Consider the following 23,985-nt stretch of genomic DNA (forward strand, 5'->3'; position numbering starts at 1 on the left):
TGCTCGCGAAGACGATTTCACATTCAACATTGATGTTGTCTGATAGGCCGCTTTCGCGAGCAAGCCCGCTCCCACAGTGGATCGTCGTTGTCAGCGCTAGTCCACTAATCCCCATTCCCCCGGCGGTGAATGGGGCCCGGGCGTAGCCTCCGCATGCATTTTCAGGCGCAGGCGCAAGTTGTTCACCGAATCCGCATGTTTCAGCGCTTCTGCCTCATCAATCGCGCCTTCGGCAAACAGCTCGAACAGCGCCCCATCAAACGTCTGCATCCCCGCCTCTGAAGATTTCTCCATAATTCCCTTGAGTTCAGAAAGCTCATTGCGCCGGATCAGGTCGCCGACGGTCGGCGTTCCCAGCATCACCTCCACCGCTGCCCGGCGCTGCCCGTCGCGGGTACGTACCAGACGCTGGGAAACGAACGCCTTGAGGTTATTGCCCAAGTCATGGAGCAGTTGCGCCCGCCGTTCTTCGGGAAAGAAGTTAATCACGCGGTCCAGCGCCTGATTGGCGTTGTGCGCATGCAAAGTGGAAATCACCAGATGACCAGTATCGGCAAACGCCAGCGCGTGCTCCATGGTCTCGCGGTCGCGGATCTCGCCGATCAGCACCACGTCCGGTGCCTGGCGCAGGGTGTTTTTCAGCGCGGCGTGGAAACTGCGGGTATCGACGCCGACCTCACGCTGATTGATGATTGATTTCTTGTGCCGATGGATAAACTCGACCGGGTCTTCGATGGTGATGATATGGCCACTGCTGTGACGGTTGCGGTAATCGATCAGCGCCGCCAGCGAGGTCGACTTGCCTGAGCCGGTCGAGCCGACGAAGAGGATCAGCCCCTGTTTGAGCATGACGGTTTCGAGCAGCACCGGCGGCAACCTGAGGTCTTCGAAGCGTGGAATGTCGAGTTTGATGTTGCGCGCCACGATAGACACATCGTTACGCTGCTTGAAAATATTGAGCCGAAAACGCCCGACGCCGGCCAGGGAAAGCGCCAGGTTCATTTCCAGTTCCCTATCGAAATCCAGGCGCTGCTCGGCGTCCATGATGGACGCGGCAATGGCTGCCACTTCCCCCGGTTTGAACGGTTGATCGGTCAAGGATTTGAGCACACCGTCAAATTTCGCGCTGGGTGGCGCGCCGGTGGACAAGTAAAGATCGGAGCCATTGCGGCTGGCCAGAATCTGCAACAGTGCATCGATTTCCATGGCAAAAAGCACCCGCGAAGCATTCAATGAGAAAAATGACCCAAAACGGACCATTCAGCGTTTACCGCCCTGCAAGGATAGTAGACGCCGCCACACCGACTGACGCGCAGGACATTGTAATGAACGCACCACCGACCGCCAGCGACGCCCAGGCCCTGATTGCCCGACTGGACTGGACAAACAACCCGCTGGGCGCCGCCGATCATTGGCCGCAAAGCCTGCGCACCGCCGTGGACATTGTGATCCACTCGCCGATGCCGATGCTGTTGCTGTGGGGTCCGCAGCTCACACAGATCTACAACGACGGCTTCGCCCTCCTCGCCGGCAGCAAACACCCTCACGCTTTCGGACAACCGACGCACCTGATCTGGCCAGAATTGAAAGACTTCACTGACCCGATTTACAGCGCCGTCCTACAGGGACAGGTGCGAACCTACAGCGAACAACGCTTCACCTTGCAGCGCGACGGTCGGGATTCCGACTTCTGGCTGGATTTGACCTACAGCCCTATTCGCAATGAAAGCGCCGAGGTTGCCGGGATTCTGGTCACCGCCATCGAAACCAACGAACGCCGGCGCATCGCCCTGGAACTCGAACAACGCTCCGCCGCCAGCCTCAAGGCCCAGCAAGAAACCGAGCAGCGCCTGCAACTGGCGCTGGCCGCCACTGATGCCGTCGGCACTTGGGACTGGGACATCGGCGAAGACCGTTTCATCGCTGATGCCCACTTCGCCCAACTGCATGGAATCAACCCGGCCATGGCCAGCCAGTTGCCCATCAGCGAATACCTCCACGGCGTGCACCCGGAAGATCGCGCCATGATTGCCCGCAGCATCAAGCATTGCATCACCCATGGCAGCGAGTACGCCGAGGAATATCGCTTGCTGCAACCCGATGGCCAACTGCGGTGGGTGTTTGCCCGAGGCCGCTGCTACAAGGACCATCATGGCCGGCCGATCCGTTTCCTTGGCGCGGCACTGGACCTGACCGAACGCAAACACATCGAGCAGGCCTTGCGCCAGAGCCAGACCGAGCTGCAACTGATCATCAACGCCATGCCAATCCTGATCAGCTACGTCGACAGCGAGGAGCGCTTTCGCCTGAACAATGCCGCCTATCTGGAATGGTACGGTCTGACGCCCCAGGAGCTTTACGGCCGCACCATCCGTGAAGTGCTGGGCGACGAAGCCTATGCCCTGCGCGCCGAATACATTGCCGAGGCATTGAAAGGCAAGGCCTGCAGTTTCAGCATCAGCACCCCGCACCGCGATGGCAGCATCCGTCAGGCCTTGATGAACTACCTGCCCCGTCATGGCCCGGACGGCGCGGTGAATGGCTTTTACATCTTCGTGATCGACGAGACCGAGCGCAAACAGACCGAAGAAGCCCTGCGCAACCTAAACGAAACTCTTGAAGAACGGGTGAGCGCCCGCACTCAACAATTGGCCGAAACCAACCAGCGGCTGCAAAACGAGATGTTCGAACGCGAGCGCGCCGAAGACGCCTTGCGGCATGCACAGAAAATGGAAGCGGTTGGACAGCTCACCGGCGGCATCGCCCATGACTTCAACAACATGCTCACGGGGATCATCGGCAGTCTTGATTTGATGCAGCGCTACATCGCCAATGGTCGCGCTGACGAGATCGGTCGTTTTACCGACGCCGCGGTGTCTTCGGCCCACCGCGCCGCTGCCCTGACCCATCGTCTGCTGGCGTTTTCCCGGCGCCAGTCGCTGGATCGCAAGCCGCTGAATGCCAACCAGCTGGTGCATTCTCTGGAAGATTTGTTCAGGCGGACCAAAGGCGATCACATCGAGCTGCGGCTGCAACTGGCCGACGAAGTCTGGCCGGTCAGCACTGACGTCAGTCAACTGGAAAACGCCCTGCTCAACCTCGTCATCAATGCCCGGGATGCGATGCCCGAAGGCGGCGAGTTGCTGATCGAAACCGCCAATGTTCACCTCGACGGTAGCGACATCAGCCCCCTGGAACCGGTCAGGGCCGGGGATTACCTGATGATTGCGGTCAGCGACAACGGTGCCGGCATGACCCCGTCAGTGTTGGCCAAGGCCTTCGATCCGTTCTTCACCACCAAACCCATCGGCCAGGGCACCGGTCTTGGACTGTCGATGATTTATGGTTTCGCCCAGCAGTCGGGCGGGCACGTCAGCCTTCACAGCCTGCCGGGCCAAGGCACCTGCGTTCGCCTGTATTTGCCACGGTTGCACGTCGCGCTGCCAGAGCACACTTTGCTGCCGGCCACCGGCGAAACACCGGCAGCGATTGCCGGTGAGACCGTGGTGTTGGTGGAAGATGATCCGGCGGTGCGCATGCTGGTGCTCGACCTGCTCAATGAACTGGGTTATCACGCCCATGAAGCCGAAGACGCCAAGGCCGCCCTGCCCTTGCTGGAATCCGACCTGCGGGTCGATCTGCTGGTGACCGATGTCGGTCTGCCGGGCATGAACGGTCGACAGCTGGCGGAAATCGCCCGTCAGCACCGTCCGGGTCTCAAGGTGCTGTTCATGACCGGTTACGCGCAGAACGCCGCCGAACGCCAGGGTTTCCTTGAGGAAGGTATGGACATGGTGGCCAAACCCTTTTCCATTGACCTGTTGGCACACAAGATTCGCACGATGATCGGCCAAGCGGACTGAGTTAAGGCATAATCGCGCGCCCCACGCTGGCACCAACATAGCCACCACCGTTGCAAGGTACTGCCAATGAAAGCCCAAGCCCGCCATATTCTGGTGAAAACCTCGGAAGAAGCCGAACAGCTCAAACAACGCATCGCCAAGGGCGAAGCCTTCGATGTGCTGGCCAAGAAATACTCCACCTGCCCGTCCGGCAAACGCGGCGGCGACCTGGGCGAAGTGCGGCCCGGGCAGATGGTCGGGGTGATCGATGCGGTGATCTTCAAAAAACCGCTGCGGGTGGTGCATGGGCCGATCAAGAGCAAGTTCGGGTATCACCTGGTGCAGGTGTTTTACCGGGATTGATCGGTTGCCTTCAAGGCCCCATCGCGGGCTTTCCCTAGCTTTTCGTAGGAGCCAGGCTTGCCGGCGAAGGCGCTCTTAAGGACGCCTTCGCCGGCAAGCCTGACTCCTGCAAGTCCGATTACCCTTAACTGACTGGCATTGGGGCTTGCCTGCGATAGCCATGGGTATCGACACATCTCTTGAGCTACAGATTCACTGCCGGGGTTTGGGGTTGGGAGTACATATCCGTTTCTGTGGTCACGGCCGCTGGCGGTTTCGCTTTTACAGCGAGTCACTTGGAAAAGCCCCAAGTAACCAAGGGCTCTTGCCCCGCCATTCGGTGCCTCGCCTAGGCTCGGCATGCCCTCACTCCGGCATTGCTTCGGGGGCCCGCCGCGATCGGCCATCCATGGCCGTGCGCGGCTACCGCGGCATCCTTGCCACGGTGCCCCCTACGCAATACCTGCGTTCGGCCTCTGGGAAAAGGGGCAAGCAGATCAGGATCAAAAGCCAAAGCAACGGCAACGGCAACGGCAACGGCAAGATCAACAGCTTCGCGGGCAAGCCCACTCCTACAGGGATCGGCGTACGGCTTTCGCTTTTCACCACTCAACAGGCCGAGCGTTAGCTCGCCTGCAGCTATTGATCTTGACGCACCGCGCCCTCGAGAGGCCGAGTGGAGGTTCTGCGCAGTGGGCAACCCGGCATGGATGCCGGGTTAGCCGCGCACGGCCATGGATGGCCGATCGCGGCGGGCCCACGGAGCAGGACCGGAGCGAGGGCATGCCGAGCCTGGGCGAGGCACCGAACGACAGGGGCAGAAGCCCTTGGTTACTTGGGGCTTTTCCAAGTGACCCGCCGTAAGGGCGGAACCCTAGGTGGCCGTTACCGCAGAAACGGATATGTACACCATCAAATTCGGAAAGATGTGAAAACGATGATCCCCACTGACACTCCGTCTTCGCGAGCAAGCTCGCTCCTACAAGGAATTTCTGGGGGGTGGTTACACTGAATTGAGCAACGCCTTGTGCGGTTTGCCGTCGCTATGGCAGATGACGCGATTGCGGCCGGTGGTCTTGGCTTCGTAAAGCGCCTGGTCAGCGTCGTTGAGCCACAGGGTCGCGTCGTCGTGGGCCGGGTTGAAGGCCGCCAGGCCAATACTCAAACTGACTTTCAGCGCCGGGTTCTGCTCATAACCCAACGTGGCGAAACGATCACGCAGCGCATCCATCGCCACGGCGGCACGGTCCAGTGGCAGGTCTGGCAACAGCACGCAGAATTCATCGCCGCCGTAGCGCCCGGCGACATCGGTTGCCCGCAGATTCTGCTTGAGCATTTTGCTCAGTTTACGCAAGACGATGTCGCCGGCGACATGGCCGTAGGTGTCGTTGATGGTCTTGAAATGGTCGATGTCGATCAGCGCAATCGCCCCGCCTTGCTGCTGACGTCGGCAACGCTGAAATTCGACTTCCAGCTGATCTTTCCAGGCACCGTGATTCAGCAGGCCAGTCAGGCTGTCGGTGCGGCTCAGGGCCAGCAACTCGCGCTTGTGTTGGCCGAGGGTGTAGGCCTGACGGAAGCAGATCCAGCCCAGGGACAGCGGATAAATCGACAGCAAAGGCAAACAGGCGTACAGCTGGAGCGGATTGGTCTGCGGGACAAAAGCCGGCATAAACACCAGCAACCCTACGCCGATCCCTAGCATCTGCGCGACGGCGCCTACCAACAGAAAACGCAAACCGCCAATGGCCACGTTGTGCATCGCCATCATCGACAGCGTTGCCGCGCTGGGCAGCGGATTGAACTGCATGGCGGCCACCCAGAAACCGCCGAGAAACGCGTCCACCAGGATGTTGCGGTGCTCGGCGTGGTAAGGAATTTTCGCCCGGCGCGCCCATTGATAGGCTATATGCGGCCAGAGCAGCCCGTTGAGCAGCATCATCCCCCAGACCCAGGGCGCCGGGTCGAGTGGATACATCCCTGCGCCGACGCACAATAACCCTAGGGCCAGCCCCAGGATTCGCGACGCATATAGCCTCCTGGCCAATGAAAGTCCCTTTCCTCCCTTTTTTTCCATAGGGGCCTCTGTACTGCTGAACGGACCTGAAAACACACGGGTTGAAAAGTGTGTTTGAAGTCTATCAGGGCAACGGCAAATAGCCATCACCGGTTAGCGGTCTGAATTACGTGGCATCGCCATGAGGCGAGTGTCCAATGTTTGTCTATACATGAAGGGAGGGATCGATAAACAACCTGTCCTGATCATTGCAAAGGAATAGCCTGATGCTTTTGTTGGTTGTCACTATCGCCGTCTTCGTGGCCTGGAGCTGGTTGAGTTACCCGGCCATCGGTTACTGGCTCTATGACTTGAACATGGCGCTGGAAGCCCGGCTGTATCGGTTACACAAGATCGTCGTGCCGATTGCCGAAATGACCGTCTCGACCTGGCAAGGCGGGCCTTACGAAGCCCCCAGCAGTGTGCTGATGCTGCACGGCTGCAGCGCCGACAAGAACATCTGGCTGCGCTTTGCCCGGCATTTTGTCGATGACTACCGGGTGATCATCCCCGACCTTGCCGGCCATGGCGAAACCGGCTTCAAGGCTGGCGGTGGCTATGACATTCCGGTCCAGGCCAAACGGTTGATCCAGCTGCTCGATATCTGTGGAGTCGAGAAGGTGCACGTGATCGGCAACTCCATGGGCGGCTACATTGCGGCGTGGCTAGCGGCCACTTACCCCGAGCGCATTATCTCGCTGGCGCTGCTCGACCCGGCCGGCGTCACCGCCCCGGAGCCCAGTGACATGGAGCGACACCTGGCTCGCGGGCACAACCCGTTTTTGATTCATTCCCGTGAAGAATTCCAGTACTTCTACGCCATGACCATGGCTTCACCGCCCTGGGTGCCGGGGATCGTGCTGGACGCCGTCGCCCAGCGCTATGAGCAACAGCGCGACGAGTTGGAAGAAATCTTCAGGGACTTTCACGCCAGCCCGCCGATGGAGCCGAAACTGCCCGACATCAAATGCCCGGCACTGCTGCTGTGGGGGCGCAAGGACCGCTTGATCGACGTCAGCAGCGTACCGGTCTGGAGCAAGGGCATCGCCGATCTGCGGGTAGAAATCTGGGACGGTGTCGGCCATATGCCGATGGTTGAGCAACCGGCCAATACGGCACGGTTGTATCGAGAGTTTTTAGGAAGTAAAAACTGATGAGATCCCCTGTGACAAGCCTTGGTCACAATCCCTGTGGGAGTGGCGGTGCGACGATTCGACTTGCTCGCGAAGGCGGCGGCACATCTAGCATTGATGTCGACTGACACACTGTCTTCGCGAGCAAGCCCGCTCCCACAGGTCCCGCAGCTTAACTGACTGGCATTGGGGTAAGTTCCCTCGCCATTGAGGTTCGCGCGATGAACATTCTTTACGACGAACGCATCGACGGTGTTCTGCCGAACGTCGACAAGGCTGCGCTGCTCAAGGCCTTGCAGCAGGAGGTGCCGGACCTGGACATCCTCTGGCGCGAAGAAGAACTCAAACCCTACGAATGCGACGGTCTCTCGGCTTATCGCACCACGCCGATGCTGGTCGCCCTGCCCCGGCAGTTGGAACAGGTGCAGGCGCTGCTCAAGCTCTGCCATGCCCGCAACGTGCCAGTGGTGGCGCGCGGGGCCGGCACCGGGTTGTCCGGCGGTGCGCTGCCGTTGGACAAAGGCGTGCTGCTGGTGATGGTGCGGTTCAACAACATCCTGCACATCGACCCTGCCGCGCGTACCGCACGGGTTCAACCGGGGGTGCGCAATCTGGCGATTTCCCAGGCGGCGGCGCCCTTCGGTTTGTATTACGCGCCGGACCCGTCCTCGCAGATCGCCTGCTCCATCGGCGGCAACGTCGCGGAAAACGCCGGTGGCGTGCATTGCCTCAAATACGGCCTGACCGTGCACAACCTGCTGAAACTCGACGTATTGACCCTTGAAGGCGAACACCTGACCCTCGGCGCCGATTCGCTGGACGCGCCGGGGTTCGATCTGCTGGCGTTGTTCACCGGCTCCGAAGGCTTGCTGGGGATCATCACCGAAGTCACGGTCAAACTGCTGCCCAAACCCCAGGTCGCCAAGGTCCTGCTCACCAGTTTCGATTCTGTGGAAAAGGCCGGTCGCGCGGTGGCCGAGATCATTGCCGCCGGAATCATCCCCGGAGGCCTGGAGATGATGGACAACCTGGCGATCCGCGCCGCCGAGGATTTCATCCACGCCGGTTACCCGGTGGACGCCGAGGCGATCCTGCTGTGCGAACTGGACGGTGTCGAAGCCGATGTCCACGACGACTGCGAGCGAGTCCGCAAGGTGCTGCAACAGGCCGGTGCCAGTGAAGTGCGCCAGGCTCGGGACGAAGCCGAACGCGTGCGGTTCTGGGCCGGTCGCAAGAACGCCTTCCCGGCGATCGGGCGCCTCTCACCGGATTACTACTGCATGGACGGCACCATCCCCCGCCGCGAACTGCCCGGCGTGCTCAAGGGCATCGCCGATCTTGCACAAGAATACGGCTTGCGAGTGGCCAACGTTTTCCATGCCGGCGACGGCAATATGCACCCGCTGATTCTGTTCGACGCCAACCAGCCCGGCGAACTGGAACGGGCCGAAGCCCTCGGCGGCAAGATCCTCGAACTGTGCGTGAAAGTCGGCGGCAGCATTACCGGCGAACATGGCGTCGGGCGGGAGAAAATCAATCAGATGTGCGCACAGTTCAACAGTGACGAGTTGACGCTGTTCCATGCCGTCAAAGCCGCGTTCGACCCAAAGGGCCTGCTCAACCCCGGCAAAAACATCCCGACCCTGCACCGCTGCGCGGAATTCGGCGCGATGCACATCCACGCCGGGCAACTGCCGTTTCCTGAGCTGGAGCGTTTCTGATGCCGGACTTCGACGCCAGTGAAGCCCTGCTGGAGCAGATCAAACAGGCGCGGGAGAACGCCATGCCACTGCGCATTCAGGGCGGTAATACCAAGGCGTTTCTTGGCCGTGAAGTGGCCGGAGAAATACTCGACACCCGCGCCCATCGCGGCATCGTCAGCTACGATCCGACGGAGCTGGTGATCAGCGTTCGCGCCGGTACGCCGCTGAGCGAACTGTTTGCCGCACTGGATGCAGCGGGACAAATGCTGCCCTGCGAACCGCCGTCGTTCGGCGAAGGTGCTACCGTCGGCGGGATGATCGCGGCGGGGCTGTCCGGGCCGCGGCGCCCGTGGTCCGGTTCGGTACGCGATTTTGTCCTCGGCACGCGGGTGATCAGCAGCCTCGGCACCCAGCTGCGCTTCGGCGGAGAAGTGATGAAAAACGTCGCCGGCTACGACCTCTCGCGCCTGATGGTGGGCAGTTATGGCTGCCTCGGGGTGCTGACCGAAGTCTCACTCAAAGTGCTGCCAAAACCCCGACAATGCTTGAGCATCAGTCTGGACATCGACTGCGCCCGCGCCTTGGCCAATCTGGCGCAATGGGGTCAGCAACCGCTGCCCATCAGCGCTGCCAGCCACGACGGCCAGCGTTTGTATCTGCGGCTCGAAGGCGGCGAAGGCTCGGTCACGGCCGCCCATCAACGGCTCGGCGGCGAACCGTTGGACTCCGGTTATTGGGCCGACCTGAACGAACAACGACTCGACTTTTTTAATGAGGGCCTGCCGCTGTGGCGTTTGTCATTGCCCAACAACCTCGGGCCTCTGGACTTACCCGGCGAGCAACTGATTGATTGGGGCGGTGCGCAACGCTGGTTGAAATCCGCGGCCGACAACATTCAGTCGCGGGCCCATGAACTCGGTGGCCACGCCACCTGTTTCAGCCATGGCATCAGCGACACGCCATTCCAGCCGCTGGCCCCGGCGCTGCTGCGTTATCACCGGCAACTCAAGGCGCAACTGGATCCGCAAGGGCTGTTCAACCCCGGCCGGATGTACGCGGAACTGTAGGGGGTGCTCTCAATGCAAACCAATCTCAGCGAACAGTCCAAACGACTGCCCCGCGCCGAAGAAGCGGACAAGATTCTGCGCACCTGCGTGCATTGCGGGTTCTGCAACGCCACCTGCCCGACCTATCAACTGCTGGGCGACGAACTGGACGGGCCGCGCGGGCGCATCTATCTGATCAAGCAAGTGCTCGAAGGCGCGCCCGCCACGGCCAAAGCCCAATTGCACCTGGATCGTTGCCTGACGTGCCGCAACTGCGAAACCACCTGCCCGTCCGGGGTCGATTATCACAACCTGCTGGACATTGGCCGCGCCGTGATCGATCAAGCGGTGCCGCGCCCGGCCGGCCAGCGGTTGTTGCGTCAGAGCCTGCGGGCACTGGCGCCGAATCCTAATCTGTTCAAGACCTTGCTGCAGATCGGTGCCACCTTCCGGCCGTTGCTGCCATGGGGCATTGAGGCAAAGTTGCCCCACGACCTCCCCGCCGCAGGCGAGCGCCCTGCTCTTCGGCATGCTCGTCGGGTGCTGATGCTCGAAGGCTGCGTGCAACCGGGTCTGTCGCCCAACACCAATGCCGCGACCGCGCGGGTGCTGGATCGGCTGGGGATCAGCGTGATTCCGGCGTCAGACGCAGGCTGCTGTGGCGCACTGGATTATCATCTCGACGCCCAAGCCAAAGGCCTGGACCGCGCCCGACGCAACATCGATGCCTGGTGGCCGCACTTGGAAAACGGCGCCGAAGCCATCGTGCAAACCGCCAGCGGCTGCGGCGCGTTCATCAAGGATTACGGGCATCTGCTGGAGCGCGATCCGGTTTATGCGGCCAAGGCCCGGCGGGTCAGCGAACTGGCCCTGGACCTGGTGCAGGTGCTGGCCGATGAACCTTTGGAACGGGTTTGCGCCGCCACCGACCAGCGGATCGCCTTCCACTGCCCCTGCACGTTGCAGCACGCGCAGAAACTCGGCGGCGCGGTAGAAGCCGTATTGACGCGGTTGGGCTTCAATCTCACGACGGTGCCCGACAGTCATTTGTGTTGCGGCTCGGCGGGCACCTACTCGATCACCCAACCGGAACTGGCCCGACAGCTGAGAGACAACAAACTCAACGCCCTGGAAAGCGGTCAGCCCGAGATCATCGCCACCGCCAATATCGGTTGCCAGAGCCACCTCAACAGCGCCGGACGAACGCCGGTCAGGCACTGGATCGAATTGGTGGACCAAGTGCTGCGTTAACCGAACAGCCTGCGTTGCAAGAACAGTCCTTGGCAGAATGAAGTTCGTCAGAAACTTCGTTTGTCGGCGCCACCGAAGGCTGCGATCTTTTCCGGCATCCGTTACGTCACTGCGCCAGGAACTTTTTCATGAGCCATCCGAACTTCGTCAGCCCTGACCTGATCCGCCAACGCTTCTCCAAAGCGATGTCCGACATGTACCGCGAAGAAGTGCCGCTGTACGGCGCGCTGATGGAATTGGTGGAACAGACCAACCGCCATGTGCTGGCTAGCGATCCGCAGATCGCCCGACAGTTGAACAGCACCGGGGAAATCCAGCGGTTGGACCTGGAACGCCACGGTGCGATCCGCGTCGGCACCGCCGCTGAACTGGCAACTCTCGCCCGCTTGTTTGCGGTGATGGGCATGCAACCGGTGGGCTATTACGACCTGACCCCGGCCGGCGTGCCGGTTCACTCCACCGCGTTCCGCGCCGTGCATGAGGCGGCGTTGCAAGTCAGCCCGTTCCGGGTGTTCACCTCGCTGCTGCGCCTGGAGCTGATCGAAGACGCCGAACTGCGGGCCTTTGCCCTATCGGTGCTGGATGCGCGCTCGATCTTCACCCCGGCGGCGCTGACCCTCATCGAACGCGCCGAAACCCAGGGCGGTCTGACCGAATACGAGGCGCAGGATTTCGTTTCACAAGCCCTGGAAACCTTCCGCTGGCACCACAGCGCCACCGTCACCGCCGAGCACTACCTGCAACTCAGCGCCCAGCATCGACTGATTGCCGACGTGGTGGCTTTCAAAGGTCCGCACATCAACCATCTGACGCCACGCACCCTGGACATCGACATCGTGCAGGCGCAAATGCCCACCCATGGCATCACCCCCAAAGCGGTGATCGAAGGCCCGCCCCGCCGTCAATGCCCGATCCTGTTGCGCCAGACCAGTTTCAAGGCGCTGGACGAGCCGATTGCTTTTACCGATCAGGTCGAAACCCGTGGCAGCCATAGCGCTCGCTTCGGTGAAATCGAGCAACGCGGCGCGGCGCTCACCCCCAAAGGTCGGGCGCTTTACGACCGCTTGCTCAACGCTGCCCGGGATGAACTCAAGGATTTCCCCAACGAAGCCAACGCCGCACGCTACAACGCGTTAATGACGCAACACTTCGGCGAATTCCCTGACACCCTCGAGGACATGCACCAACAGGAACTGGCGTACTTTCGCTACTTCGTAACGGAAAAAGGCCTGGCGGCGGATGAACTGCAAGGCGCATCGCTGGAGGATTTGCTCAAAGACGGCTATGTGCGGGTAGAACCACTGGTGTACGAAGACTTTTTGCCGGTCAGCGCGGCGGGGATTTTTCAGTCGAACCTGGGGGATGCGGCGCAAACCCGTTATGGCGTGCATTCGAACCGGCAAGTGTTCGAAAAGGCCTTGGGAAGGTCGACGATTGATGAGTTGGCGCTATATACCGAGACGCAGCGGCGGTCGATTGATGAGTGTTTTGCAGCACTGGGTTTGAACGTTTCTGATTAGGTGTTACGCAACACGATGGAGCTGGCTTGCCAGCGAAAGCAGCCTCGCGTCCTGCACCGCCCATGAACACGCCTTCGCCGGCAAGCCGGCTCCTACGGGGTCGGCGGTGTTCACAAAATCATGCTCTGTACACATTAGTGTAGGAGCTGGCTTGCCAGCGAAGGCGGCCTCACATCCTGCATCGCCCATGAAAGCGCCTTCGCCGGCAAGCCGGCTCCTACGGGGTCGGTGTCGTTCCTACGCGAGGGCGGTGTTACAGCCAGGACTGACGGACTCTAATCCGAAGTCAACGACTGCCTGGCGCGACGCGGCGCAATGACCGACCTCTCCTCAGTGTCGCGATGCAATAAGGAAACGTTGTAATCGTAGGTAGATATCAACGGCACCGGATCATCATTGCGCGACATCTTAAGCCATCGTCTTGTGCGTTCGATGTCAAAGAACTCGTTCCTGAACTTCATTTTTGCAACAAGGTTCGCCGAGACCCTGTAGCGTCCACATCCGGCCAAGCAGTCGACCTCTGACCAGTCTCCAGCAGCATGGCCAGCTTTAGAGGCAGCCTGACAAATTAAGCACTTCATGTTCGATCTCCCTATCCTTGAACTACCAACTGTAGACGATCCGCGACCAAGGAACGTTCATCTGGCAGAAAACCCGATCATCTCGTCGCGCCAACACCGCCTGACCAGTGAGCCTCGAAAAGTGAAGAGCCCAGCGCAATGGCTGGGCTCCGGTTATCTTCTGTTTTCCAGCATCTTGTCGGCGAGTGCTTTGGCCCTTTGGATTAACAGATTCTGCCTGTCTTCGTGGGTGGCTTCTCCTACCACCGGTGCCGTCAGATTGCTTTCCGCAATCAACGCGGCACAGAAGTATTGATCCCAAACAGCGCTTTGCTCCGACGCCTGTCTGTTCATTTGGTCGGCGATCATATGCGGCTCCTTTTGATGAGGTAGCCTTTTTAGTTTACGCCCGAATCGTGGACAACCCTTGTTGCGGAAGATGATCGGCATCTCATTGGAGTGCCCATCGCTGGCGACAAATCGTTTCCTCAACTAGGATTTTTATCGCACAGGACTTCGCCCACTGTGTTGTCGGGCGACTCATCAAAGGAGAGATAGATGACATCTACTCGTATTTCCGAGCAAACCTATCGTGGATGGTCCAACCCCATCTTGCTCGAGCTCAAGGAGAGAGAACATCAGCTAGACCCTTCGGCACGCCAGGCCCTGCAAAATGTCCTGGTAGAGAGACGGCTTTTAAACAGCGGAAACCCTTCTGGCAATGATCGGCGCAAGGCTGATCCGGCCATATAACGGCATCAAGCTTTCGTTCACCCACGCTGCTGGCGCTTTGCCGGCAGCGTGCTCAAACAATCACCCAATTTCCAGACAAAAAAAAGCCCAGGCAGCTGATGGACGCCTGGGCTTCAAAAATGCATAAACCGTGGTGGTGAACGCGGGACGATATTACCTAAATGCATGACTTGTAACAAGATATGCTAACTCACTATCCAGTTACTAAATCTCCTAACCCATTAAATATCCACACTATTTTTAAGTTATCTGCTGACTATTCCGCTACCGACACCATCGATTGCGATGGAAAAAGCGCCCCGTGCATCGCGCACCAACTCACGCCATTCGGCGTTGTTAATGAGCCCGGCGCCCGCCATTTCATCCGCCGCCTTCAGCAATTTATCGTAATGTTCTTCACAATCCATCCCGGCCTCCGGCTCTCTCAAGAGTCGGTACCACGCATCGAGGGCTGCCTTTTTTCGATCATCATTCATGGCCAAACTCCCAAGGATGTCAGCTCTTGGAAGTTGGTTAAGGAATGGCCGTTCCTCGCTTCCGACATACGGCACAAGTCGATACCCACAAACGAAGACGAACGAAGCGATCGTCTATAGAGGGGCTTCGCCTTGCCCCGGCTCGGGGCCCGAGCCAGAATCGGGATACGACCTCGCATTCAGGTACGTCATCCATCGCTCATACGCTTCGTGCTGCCATTTCGTGACCCGCTCCCATTCCGGGCCGCTCAACTGATGGTCCGAGATCAGCTTCATCATTTCCGTGGTTGCCGCATCCAGATCAACGATCAGCTCATGTGCATGGTGTCTGAAATCATCGGTAGTCGTCATTTGAAATGGCCCCTAGCGAATAAATCACTCCCTCAATACGACAGCAAAGCTGTTCACTCTCGTTAATTTTCCCGACCAGTGGAAGCACCTTCCATCCCTACCCTTTTACGCACACCACCTGACGCAAGGTGTGCAGCACTTCCACCAGATCACGCTGCGCGTACATCACTTTATCGATGTCTTTGTAGGCCATCGGAATTTCATCGATGACCGCCGCATCCTTGCGGCACTCGACATGAGCAGTCGCGCGGATCTGGTCTGCAACGGTGAAGGTATTTTTGGCTTTGGTGCGGCTCATGGTCCGACCGGCACCGTGGCTGCACGAGCAGAACGATTGCTCGTTGCCGAGACCGCGAACGATGAAGCTTTTGGCGCCCATGGAGCCGGGAATGATCCCCAATTCGCCCTTCTTCGCCGACACCGCGCCCTTGCGGGTGACCAGAACGTCTTCACCGAAATGCCGCTCTTTCTGCACGTAGTTGTGATGGCAGTTCACAGCCTCCAGCGCGACCTCGAAGGGTTTTCGGATCACTTGCCGCGCTGCCTGAATCACCGCCTGCATCATCAAGGCACGGTTCTGCCGGGCGAAGTCCTGAGCCCAGCCCACCGCTTCGACGTAGTCATCGAAATGCCGGCTGCCTTCCTTGAAATAGGCCAGGTCGCGGTCCGGCAGATTGGCGATGTGCTGGCGCATATCCGCCTGGGCCAATTGAATGAACAGGGTCCCTATAGCATTGCCAACGCCGCGGGAACCGCTGTGCAACATGAACCAGACGCAGTTGGCCTCGTCCAGGCAGACCTCGATGAAGTGATTACCGGTACCGAGGGTGCCCAGGTGCTGACGGTTGTTGGTGCTGGCGAGTTTCGGGTATTTGTCGGTGATCGCCTTGAACCGTGAACTCAGCGCCGCCCAAGCCTGATCGGCCTGCTGTGGAACATGATTCCAGGCACCTTCATCGCGGCGACCACGGCTCAACGTGCGGCCATGGGGCACAGCCTTTTCGATGGCGCTGCGCAAGCCGTGCAGGTTGTCCGGCAAGTCGTCGGCGGTCAGTGAGGTGCGCGCGGCAATCATGCCGCAGCCGATGTCCACGCCCACAGCCGCCGGAATGATCGCGCCCACGGTGGGAATCACACTACCGATGGTGGACCCTTTGCCCAGATGCACATCCGGCATCACCGCCAGATGCTTGAAGATGAACGGCATCTTCGCGGTATTGATCAATTGCTGCCGGGCTTCGCTTTCAACCGGCACACCCTCGGTCCAGAGTTTGATCGGCTTGCCGTTGGCGACTTCCAGCAGTTGGTAGACAGGTTGTTGCATGATTTCGACTCTCTTGCGATCAGACGAACATAACGCTCCAGACAGGCAAATGGGACTACTATTTCGTAGCGGGGAATTGCAGGAGGTCATCATGTGGCTTAATGAATATGAACAGCAACTTCGGCGCGACCTGCAAGGTGTGGCCTCGGACCTGAGGTGGTCGGCGGTAGAGCTTTTGCGCATCGCAGAGCAGTTGCGCCTGGCTGGCAATGATGTGGACGCAGAGGCAACACTAAGACTGTGCGCGTTGTTCCAGGGCGATGAAGAACGCCTGGCGGGCTATGCTGAAGAAGTGAAAGCAAAGTCCATCAGTCGAACGAAAGCTCACTAGAGAGCGCTGCCATGAACAAGCGTCTATGCGCGCTGATCGCCGTGCTGGCGGCGTCAGGTGGCTGCACCACGGAATCACACATTTATCGAGACCAACCGCTGGTCGCCAAGGTCGAGACCGGCATGAGCAAGGATCAAGTCCAGCAGATTGGCGGCCAGCCTGTATCGATAACAAAGCGCACGGTGGAGCCTGGTACCTGTTTCGACTACAAGCTGATCCAGGCCGGCCATCAGCAGCCGTACAACGTCAGCTTCGACGGCAAGGGCAAAGTCGATCACAAAAGTTTCATGACCTGCGCGCAATGGAGTCGTGCCCAACAAAAAGCCAGAGATTATTATTCCCCTGCCACGGGCGGGATGGGTGGCAGCGGTTACTGACCCGTGACCGACGGTTATCAAAAGCCCCGGCGTACCGGGGCTTCACGCGCACTATTTGTCTGATTTGTGGCTTTCTGATTTGTGGCTACGGGACGCTTTACCCGACCGGGCTCTGTAGGCGGGAAGCGAAGCCGCGTAAGCCAGCGCCTCCTCTCTGCTGCCAAAGGCGCCAAGCCGGTCACCTTTGGTGCATACCCGCCACGGGCCATTATTCACGCTGAGTACGTCATAGCCGTTCATGTGCATTTTGGTCAGCATCGGAACACTCATAGTCACCTCCATTTCGGCAGTGATAGTCCTGGATTCGACTCAACTACCTTACACCCGACCTCTGCTGATGTGCCAACCAGACGTCGCGTCGGGATTCTGGCATTTCATTGCACTTTGAATCGCCCGTTCAACTCTAACCCTTGAACAGACATCTACACGGTTTGCGGTCTGAATATTGCAGTTTTATGACTGCTTCATGACGGACAGCAATCGGGTGATCCATGAAAGTACGCGCAACCATCATTTGCGAGCAGGATCGGCATGTTCTCCTGGTGCGCAAACTCAAGGGCCGCTGGACCTTGCCTGGCGGAAAAATCGAGCCTGGCGAAACTGTTGCGGGCGCAGCCGTACGCGAGCTCTTCGAAGAAACAGGACTTGGGGTCGACGGCCTGCTGTACCTGATGGAGTTGGAAACGGCCAGCACTCGGCACCATGTGTACGAGGCATCGGTCGTCAACCTGGCAGAGGCTCGGCCACTGAATGAAATATTCGACTGCATCTGGCATCCGCTGGAGACCGTCCACAACCTGAAGACAAGCGACGCCACGCTCAGAATCGTCAAAGCGTTTCAGCGTCGGTTGTAGGTCGCTGCCTCTCTACGAACCTGTCAGCCCTGATCGCCGCCACCGACCGGCATCACCATGCCGGTGATGTAAGAGGCTTCGTCACTGGCCAGAAACAGAATAGCGCTTGCCTGCTCATCCAGCGTGCCGTAGCGCTTCATCAAACTGCTGTCGAGGGTCTGGTCGACGATCTGTTGATACCAAAACTTTTCCTCAGCGCTTTGCTGCGCGGTGTTGCGCGGGATCAGCCGTGGCGGCGCCTCGGTGCCACCGGGGGCAGTCGCGTTGACCCGCACGCCACGACCGGCCGTTTCGAACGCCAGACAAGCGGTCAGCGCATTGACCCCGCCCTTCGCCGCACCGTATGGCACGCGATTGATGCTACGGGTTGCGATGGACGAAACGTTGACGATGGCGCCGCTACCTTGTTCGAGCATGAACGGCAGCGCGGCATGGCAGCACCACAGTGTCGGGAACAATGAACGACGAACTTCGGCTTCGATCTGCTGCTCTTCATAATGCTCAAAAGGCTTGGCCCAGATCGTACCGCCGACGTTATTGACCAACACATCGAGGCGATCAAAACGTTCGACAGCGGTGCGTATCACGCGGCTGCATTCACTGTATTGCTCAAGGTCGGCAGTCATAGCGAGTACCTGGCTGGTTGCCGCCAATTGCTGTTGTACGTCGAATACCAGATCCGAGCGGTCGACCAGAATCAACCGCGCCCCTTCGGCGGCCATGCGTTCAGCCACGCGCCGGCCGATGCCTTGGGCGGCACCGGTAATCAACGCGACTTTTTCGTGGAATCTGTTCATGTGTACCTCGTGCCGGCATATGAATCGTTTTTCGTAGGAGCCAGGCTTGCCGGCGAAGGCGCACTCAAGGGCGTCTTCGCCGGCAAGCCTGGCTCCTACAAGGCATTTACAACTGCAGAACTTAGGCCGCGCTGGCGGCAAACTTCTCGTAGTAGAAATTCACCGGTGCGATGCCTTGCTCGCGGATGAATTGGCTGACCGCTTCAACCATTGGCGGTGGGCCGCACAGGTAGACGTCGACGTCGCCATCGTTCAAGTGCCGCGGCTCGATGTGTTGGGTCACGTAGCCCTTGAGCGGGTGCCGACTGTCGGGATTCGCCACGCAGGCGCTGAAGCTGAAATTCGAAATGCGTGCGGCGAAGACTTCGAGTCGATCGAGTTCCACCAGGTCGAAATCGTTGGTCACGCCGTAGATCAAATGCAGCGGATGCTCGCTGCCCTGCTCGGCAATTTTTTCCAGCATCGCGGTGAACGGCGCCAGACCGGTGCCACCGGCGAGCAGCAACAATGGACGGCGGATGTCGCGCAGATAGAAGCTGCCCAACGGCCCGGCCAGGCTCATGCTATCGCCGGCCTTGGCCATGCCGGTCAGGAAGCTGCTCATCAAGCCACCGGGCACGTTGCGAATCAGAAAGCTCACTTCGCCGTCACGCTGCAGCGAGCTGAACGAGTAGGCGCGGGTCTGCTCGCTGCCCGGAACCCCGAGGTTCACATACTGCCCCGGCAGAAACGCCAGTTTGCTCAGGGCCTCGCCCTTGATCGACAGCGCGATGGTGCTGTCGGACAACTGACGCACGGCACTGATGGTCGCGTCGTAACTGGCCTGACGGGTGCGGCAGACATCCGATGAAACCGGCACCCGCACCACACAATCGCTCTGGGCACGCATCTGGCAGGTCAGGACGAAACCTTGCTCGGCCTCTTCAGGGCTGAGGGCGTCTTCGATGTAGTCCTCACCCAAGTCGTAGCGGCCGGCCTCGGCGAAACATTTGCAGGTACCGCAAGCGCCGTCGCGGCAATCCAGTGGAATATTGATGCCCTGGCGGTACGCGGCATCGGCCACGGTTTCCCCGGCATTGGCGTCGATGAAACGAGTGACGCCGTCTTCAAAATTGAACGCAATGGAATGAGTCATGACGGCCGCCTCAGAGGTGGTAAACATCAATGACCTGACGAACGTAATCGTTCTTCAAGATCACTTTCTTGGCTTTGATCAGCGGATTCTCACCGCGTACATCCAGGGTGTAGAAACTGCTGCCGAAATAGCTGTCGACGGTCTTGTAGCGAAAGCTCAGGGTGTGCCAGTTGAAGCGCACCTTGCACAGCCCGTCGGCCTGTTCGATCAGCTCGATATTGCTGAGGTTGTGCGAGGTGCGGGTGTCCGGCACGCTGGCACTTGAACGTTCGGTCTTGATGCGGAAGATGCGGTCTTCCAGGCCGGTGCGGTTGCCGTACCAGATCAGCGAAATTTCCCGCTGCGGGTCTTCGGTCAGCTCGTCGTTGTCGTCCCAGGATGGCATCCAGAAGGTTGCGTCCTGCGCGTACAGCTCCAGCCAGTCGTCCCATTGTTTGTCGTCGAGGTAGCGCGCTTCGCGATAGAGAAAATCGCGTACGGCGTCGTAGGTAATAATCATTGCACGGCCTCCACTGCAATCAGTTCGGACTGTTCAGCGGCTAACGCCTTGAGCATGGTCTGCTGCCAATACTTGTGTTGCAGCACGAACAAACCTTCGTCTTCGGTGCGCACGCCACTGAGCAGCGGATGCAGGTCGATTTCCTTGGCTGCGTCATCCGCGCCTTCGACCCAATGCTCGGCCCCACGAGACATGTCGTTCCAGGTGCTGACGCTGCCCTGGTAACCCGTCTGGCAGGAGCGAAACTCTTCCAGATCGTCCGGAGTGGCCATGCCGCTGACGTTGAAGAAGTCCTCGTATTGACGAATCCGGCTCGAACGGGCGTGGTCGCTTTCGCCTTTGGGGGCGATGCAGTAAATGGTGATTTCGGTGCGGTTGACCGAGATCGGCCGGGCGATGCGAATCTGCGAGCTGAACTGGTCCATCAGATAGACGTTGGGGTACAGGCACAGGTTGCGCGAGTTCTCGATCATCCAGTCGGCGCGAGCCTTGCCAAAGTCCCGGGCCAGCTCATCGCGACGCTCGTACAGCGGACGGTCCTCGGGGTTGGACCAACGGGTCCAGAGCAGCATGTGGCCCTTGTCGAAGGAATAGAAACCACCGCCCTGCTTGGCCCAGCTGCCGGCGCTCATGGTCGGATTACAATCGCCGGCTTCGCGTTGCTTGCGCTGGTTCTGGGTGGCTGCGTAGTTCCAGTGCACCGAGCTGACGTGATAACCGTCGGCACCGTTTTCGGCGGTGAGTTTCCAGTTGCCTTCATAGATATAACTGGATGAACCGCGCAGCACTTCCAGGCCATCGGCGGACTGGTCGACGATCATATCGATGATCTTCGCCGACTCGCCCAGGTGTTCAACCAGCGGTACCACATCGGCCTTGAGGCTGCCGAACAGGAAGCCGCGATAGGATTCGAAACGCGCGACCTTGGTCAGGTCGTGGGAGCCTTCGCAATTGAAGCTCGCCGGGTAGCCGGCCGCCGCCGGGTCCTTGACCTTGAGCAGCTTGCCGGAATTGTTGAAGGTCCAGCCGTGGAAGGGGCAAGTGTACGAGCTCTTGTTGCCGGTCTTGTGCCGGCAAAGCATCGCGCCACGGTGACTGCACGCATTGATAAAGGCGTTCAACTCACCGTCCTTGTTGCGCGCGATGAAGATCGACTGGCGCCCCATGGTGGTGGTGTAGAAATCGTTGTTGTTGGGGAGCTGGCTTTCGTGCGCCAGGTACAGCCAGTTGCCTTCAAAGATGTGTTCCATCTCGAGGTCGAACAGCCGTGGATCGGTGAACATCTCGCGCTTGCAGCGATAGATGCCCTGCTCAGGGTCTTCTTCAAGCAGGGAGTGAAGGTATTCGGGTCGCAGGGTCATGGCCGCCGCCTCCATTGTTTTTGTTCAGGCAGGGCCATGCTAGGACGTGGGGATGGGGCGGACTATCCGCGGGGTGCAGACCTGTATCCGTTTTGTGCAACGAGCGGTCGGTGGTTGATGATCGTTCCCACGCTCTGCGTGGGAATGCAGCCCGGGACGCTCCGCGTCCCTTCCAGAGCCGAACGCAGAGCGTCCGTTGAGGCATTCCCACGCGGGAACGTGGAAACGATCAGCGGTGAGGCGGCATTTACGTGGTCAATGGCGGCGTTTGAGGGTGTCCGATGGCAATTCGCCGAACTGTTTGCGATAGCTGTCGGAGAACCGCCCCAGGTGCAGAAAACCATAATCCATGGCCACTTCCGTCACATTGCGCACGATGCAGGTCGGGTCGCTCAGGCTGGCATGAATCCGTTCGAGCTTTTTCTGCCGGATGTAGTTTTTCGGCGTGTCCCCTGCGTTGCGTTCGAACAACCCATACAGCGAACGCAAGCTCATCCGCGCCTGGCGCGCCAGTTCTTCGCTGTCGATGTCCTGCTTGAGGTTGCAGGCGATGTAATCGACCAGCGCCTCGAACGTGGCCGAGGGTGAGCCGGGGTCAGTGCGCATGACGTTGGTTTTCATCAGGCCGAGCATCTTGCTGACCACAATTTGCGCATAGTGCTCCTGCACCCGGGGAATCGGCTCAGCAGCTTCCGCCTCTTGGCAAATCATCGCCAGCAGGCCGACGAAACCTTCCAGCTCATTGAGCTGATAACGGTTCTCCAGAAACCGTATGCCCTGCCCCGGATACCGCCAGCGCTGCTCCTCGCACACCGACTCAAACAACCGGGTGGGGACTTTCAGGATGAATTTTTCGCAATCGTCGGAGTAGGTCAGGTCCACCGGATCATCGGGGTTGATCAGCAGCAACTCGCCGGGCGCGAAGTAGTGCTCCTGACCATGACCACGCCACAGGCAGTTGCCGCGCAGCAGCACTTGCATGTGATAGATGCTGTCCAGCGCACCGGACGTGACCCGCACGCTGGCGCCGTAACTGATGCGGCACAAGTCGAGGCTGGCGAATTTTCGATGATCGAGGCTGGCCAGTGGCCGACCGACCCTGGGCATCAGCAGGCAATGATTGCCGACATGCTGATTGACGTAGCCCGACACCGCGTAGGGATCGGCATGGTCGAAGACTCTGCTGCGATGACTCAACAATTGCGCTTGCATCATCGGATCACTCTCATTGTTGTTATCGGTGGCGCCGCCATTCTAGTGCCCTGGCCGAAACACAGAGGGCCACGAGATAAACGGTCAGTTATCTCGTGGCCCGGTTCGGCTGGTCGAGGGTATCAGCCCTCGAGCGCGCGAACCCGTTCGTGGCGTTGCTGCTCCTCAGGCTGGGCAGACGACTGCAGCGTGAAGTCAAAATCGATTTCGGCAAAACGACCGCTCACGCCATGGGCCGCCGCACGCTGCGGATCATCGCTGAAAGTGATTTTGGCAATCAGCTCATCACGGGTGGCATAGGCGAAATCGTCATGCAGGTACTGATCGCCGTCGAGGTTGATCTGGGTGGTCAGGTGACGATGATCCGCCGCCGAAATGAAGAAGTGGATGTGCGCCGGCCGCTGACCATGACGGCCCAGTTGATCGAGCAATTGCTGGGTCGGACTGTCCGGCGGGCAGCCGTAGCCCGACGGCACGATGCTGCGAAAACGGTAACGGCCCTCAGCATCGGTGACTATACGACGACGCAGGTTGAATTCCGATTGAGTGGTATCGAAGTACGAATAAGTGCCGCCGGTGTTAGCGTGCCAGACATCCACCACCGCGCCGGCCAACGGTTCGCCGGCGGTGTTGCGCACTTGGCCCTGCATGAACAGCACCACACCCGGATCGACGCCGTCATCCAGCCGCGCTTCGCCTTCCGATAGCGGCGCACCCGCCACGTACAACGGGCCTTCGATGGTCCGCGGTGTGCCGCCGGCCTTGCCGGCCTGCTCGTCTTCGGCATCCATCAGCAGGTCGAGGTAATGCTCCAGACCGAGCCCGGCCACTACCAACCCGGCCTCTTGACGCGCACCCAGCACATTGAGGTAGTTGACGGCTTTCCAGAACTCTTCCGGGGTCACGGCCAGGTCTTCGATGATGTTCACTGAATCGCGCAGGATGCGGTAAATCAGCGTTTTGACCCGCGGATCGCCGGCTTCGTTATGCAGACCGCTGGCGTCTTCGAGAAACTTCTGGGCACTGGCAGTGTGGGAAATCTTGACGTTCATTTTGGTAGGT

The 23,985-nt window shown here is 59.5% G+C and carries 25 protein-coding genes; 12 read left to right on the forward strand and 13 right to left on the reverse strand.

Annotated features, from left to right (window positions below):
- Positions 1 to 96: 96 nt before the first annotated feature.
- Complete coding sequence (locus tag MEB48_RS02770; protein ID WP_237881648.1) at positions 97 to 1,206, reverse strand: PilT/PilU family type 4a pilus ATPase; 1,110 nt, start codon at positions 1,204 to 1,206, stop codon at positions 97 to 99.
- Between the two features lie 119 nt (positions 1,207 to 1,325).
- Here MEB48_RS02770 and MEB48_RS02775 point away from each other — a divergent pair, with 119 nt between their 5' ends.
- The 3 genes from MEB48_RS02775 to MEB48_RS02785 all read left to right on the forward strand — a co-directional run bounded on the left by MEB48_RS02775 (position 1,326) and on the right by MEB48_RS02785 (position 4,812).
- Complete coding sequence (locus MEB48_RS02775) at positions 1,326 to 3,863, forward strand: PAS domain-containing hybrid sensor histidine kinase/response regulator (RefSeq protein WP_237881651.1); 2,538 nt, start codon at positions 1,326 to 1,328, stop codon at positions 3,861 to 3,863.
- Between the two features lie 66 nt (positions 3,864 to 3,929).
- Entirely contained in the window at positions 3,930 to 4,205 is a 276-nt protein-coding gene (locus MEB48_RS02780; protein WP_007898282.1) for a peptidylprolyl isomerase, read from the forward strand.
- 388 nt (positions 4,206 to 4,593) lie between these two features.
- Positions 4,594 to 4,812, forward strand: coding sequence for a hypothetical protein (locus MEB48_RS02785; RefSeq protein ID WP_237881653.1), 219 nt, complete (start codon positions 4,594 to 4,596; stop codon positions 4,810 to 4,812).
- Between the two features lie 375 nt (positions 4,813 to 5,187).
- Here MEB48_RS02785 and MEB48_RS02790 read toward each other — a convergent pair whose 3' ends face one another.
- Positions 5,188 to 6,261, reverse strand: coding sequence for a diguanylate cyclase (locus MEB48_RS02790; protein ID WP_237881655.1), 1,074 nt, complete (start codon positions 6,259 to 6,261; stop codon positions 5,188 to 5,190).
- Positions 6,262 to 6,467: 206 nt separating this feature from the next.
- Here MEB48_RS02790 and MEB48_RS02795 point away from each other — a divergent pair, with 206 nt between their 5' ends.
- The 5 genes from MEB48_RS02795 (at position 6,468) to hglS (ending at position 12,893) form a co-directional block, all read left to right on the forward strand.
- The gene (locus tag MEB48_RS02795; protein ID WP_237881657.1) at positions 6,468 to 7,394 is read left to right on the forward strand and encodes an alpha/beta fold hydrolase; all 927 of its coding nucleotides are present in this window, start codon (positions 6,468 to 6,470) and stop codon (positions 7,392 to 7,394) included.
- 200 nt (positions 7,395 to 7,594) lie between these two features.
- Positions 7,595 to 9,094, forward strand: a complete 1,500-nt coding sequence (gene glcD / locus MEB48_RS02800; RefSeq protein WP_237881659.1) for a glycolate oxidase subunit GlcD — start codon at positions 7,595 to 7,597, stop codon at positions 9,092 to 9,094.
- Entirely contained in the window at positions 9,094 to 10,143 is a 1,050-nt protein-coding gene (gene glcE, locus MEB48_RS02805; protein WP_237881661.1) for a glycolate oxidase subunit GlcE, read from the forward strand. The genes glcD and glcE overlap by 1 nt, the downstream gene beginning before the upstream one ends.
- Positions 10,144 to 10,155: 12 nt before the next feature.
- The gene (gene glcF / locus MEB48_RS02810) at positions 10,156 to 11,373 is read left to right on the forward strand and encodes a glycolate oxidase subunit GlcF (RefSeq protein ID WP_237881663.1); all 1,218 of its coding nucleotides are present in this window, start codon (positions 10,156 to 10,158) and stop codon (positions 11,371 to 11,373) included.
- A 128-nt stretch (positions 11,374 to 11,501) separates the two neighbouring features.
- Positions 11,502 to 12,893 (forward strand): 2-oxoadipate dioxygenase/decarboxylase HglS, encoded by a 1,392-nt coding sequence (hglS, locus tag MEB48_RS02815; RefSeq protein WP_237881665.1) that lies wholly within the window; start codon positions 11,502 to 11,504, stop codon positions 12,891 to 12,893.
- Between the two features lie 734 nt (positions 12,894 to 13,627).
- On the opposite strand, the gene MEB48_RS02820 is transcribed toward hglS, so the two are convergent.
- Entirely contained in the window at positions 13,628 to 13,822 is a 195-nt protein-coding gene (locus MEB48_RS02820) for a hypothetical protein (RefSeq protein ID WP_237881667.1), read from the reverse strand.
- A 189-nt stretch (positions 13,823 to 14,011) separates the two neighbouring features.
- Between MEB48_RS02820 and MEB48_RS02825 the strand changes: the two genes are divergently transcribed.
- A complete protein-coding gene (locus MEB48_RS02825) occupies positions 14,012 to 14,206 on the forward strand; it encodes a hypothetical protein (protein ID WP_237881669.1) in 195 nt (64 codons plus the stop codon).
- 245 nt (positions 14,207 to 14,451) lie between these two features.
- Here the strand turns inward: MEB48_RS02825 and MEB48_RS02830 are convergent, their stop codons facing one another.
- The 3 genes from MEB48_RS02830 to MEB48_RS02840 form a co-directional block, all read right to left on the reverse strand.
- A complete protein-coding gene (locus MEB48_RS02830; protein WP_237881671.1) occupies positions 14,452 to 14,682 on the reverse strand; it encodes a hypothetical protein in 231 nt (76 codons plus the stop codon).
- Positions 14,683 to 14,796: 114 nt separating this feature from the next.
- Entirely contained in the window at positions 14,797 to 15,033 is a 237-nt protein-coding gene (locus tag MEB48_RS02835) for a hypothetical protein (RefSeq protein ID WP_237881672.1), read from the reverse strand.
- 97 nt (positions 15,034 to 15,130) lie between these two features.
- Positions 15,131 to 16,357: an RtcB family protein gene (locus MEB48_RS02840; RefSeq protein WP_237881674.1), complete on the reverse strand. Its 1,227-nt coding sequence runs from the start codon at positions 16,355 to 16,357 to the stop codon at positions 15,131 to 15,133.
- A 91-nt stretch (positions 16,358 to 16,448) separates the two neighbouring features.
- On the opposite strand from MEB48_RS02840, the gene MEB48_RS02845 reads away from it, so the two are divergent.
- Positions 16,449 to 16,688 (forward strand): hypothetical protein, encoded by a 240-nt coding sequence (locus MEB48_RS02845; RefSeq protein ID WP_052964464.1) that lies wholly within the window; start codon positions 16,449 to 16,451, stop codon positions 16,686 to 16,688.
- Positions 16,689 to 16,699: 11 nt separating this feature from the next.
- Positions 16,700 to 17,065 carry an osmotically-inducible lipoprotein OsmE gene (osmE, locus tag MEB48_RS02850; RefSeq protein ID WP_237881676.1) on the forward strand — a complete coding sequence of 122 codons (366 nt, stop codon included), beginning with the start codon at positions 16,700 to 16,702 and terminating at the stop codon, positions 17,063 to 17,065.
- A 51-nt stretch (positions 17,066 to 17,116) separates the two neighbouring features.
- Here osmE and MEB48_RS02855 read toward each other — a convergent pair whose 3' ends face one another.
- Positions 17,117 to 17,335, reverse strand: a complete 219-nt coding sequence (locus MEB48_RS02855) for an SPOR domain-containing protein (protein WP_123722289.1) — start codon at positions 17,333 to 17,335, stop codon at positions 17,117 to 17,119.
- 221 nt (positions 17,336 to 17,556) lie between these two features.
- On the opposite strand from MEB48_RS02855, the gene MEB48_RS02860 reads away from it, so the two are divergent.
- Entirely contained in the window at positions 17,557 to 17,919 is a 363-nt protein-coding gene (locus MEB48_RS02860; protein WP_237881678.1) for an NUDIX hydrolase, read from the forward strand.
- A 23-nt stretch (positions 17,920 to 17,942) separates the two neighbouring features.
- On the opposite strand, the gene MEB48_RS02865 is transcribed toward MEB48_RS02860, so the two are convergent.
- The 6 genes from MEB48_RS02865 to catA form a co-directional block, all read right to left on the reverse strand.
- A complete protein-coding gene (locus tag MEB48_RS02865) occupies positions 17,943 to 18,716 on the reverse strand; it encodes a 1,6-dihydroxycyclohexa-2,4-diene-1-carboxylate dehydrogenase (RefSeq protein ID WP_237881680.1) in 774 nt (257 codons plus the stop codon).
- Positions 18,717 to 18,837: 121 nt separating this feature from the next.
- Positions 18,838 to 19,851, reverse strand: a complete 1,014-nt coding sequence (gene benC / locus MEB48_RS02870) for a benzoate 1,2-dioxygenase electron transfer component BenC (RefSeq protein ID WP_237881682.1) — start codon at positions 19,849 to 19,851, stop codon at positions 18,838 to 18,840.
- A 10-nt stretch (positions 19,852 to 19,861) separates the two neighbouring features.
- The gene (gene benB / locus MEB48_RS02875; protein WP_237881684.1) at positions 19,862 to 20,350 is read right to left on the reverse strand and encodes a benzoate 1,2-dioxygenase small subunit; all 489 of its coding nucleotides are present in this window, start codon (positions 20,348 to 20,350) and stop codon (positions 19,862 to 19,864) included.
- Positions 20,347 to 21,711, reverse strand: coding sequence for a benzoate 1,2-dioxygenase large subunit (gene benA, locus MEB48_RS02880; protein ID WP_237881686.1), 1,365 nt, complete (start codon positions 21,709 to 21,711; stop codon positions 20,347 to 20,349). Before benA ends, benB begins: the two co-directional genes overlap by 4 nt.
- A 255-nt stretch (positions 21,712 to 21,966) precedes the next feature.
- Entirely contained in the window at positions 21,967 to 22,926 is a 960-nt protein-coding gene (locus tag MEB48_RS02885; RefSeq protein ID WP_330932685.1) for an AraC family transcriptional regulator, read from the reverse strand.
- A 119-nt stretch (positions 22,927 to 23,045) separates the two neighbouring features.
- Positions 23,046 to 23,975, reverse strand: a complete 930-nt coding sequence (gene catA, locus MEB48_RS02890) for a catechol 1,2-dioxygenase (protein WP_237881687.1) — start codon at positions 23,973 to 23,975, stop codon at positions 23,046 to 23,048.
- Positions 23,976 to 23,985: the final 10 nt, after the last annotated feature.

This window comes from Pseudomonas sp. PGPR40 (assembly GCF_022014505.1).
Taxonomy (GTDB): Bacteria; Pseudomonadota; Gammaproteobacteria; order Pseudomonadales; family Pseudomonadaceae; genus Aquipseudomonas.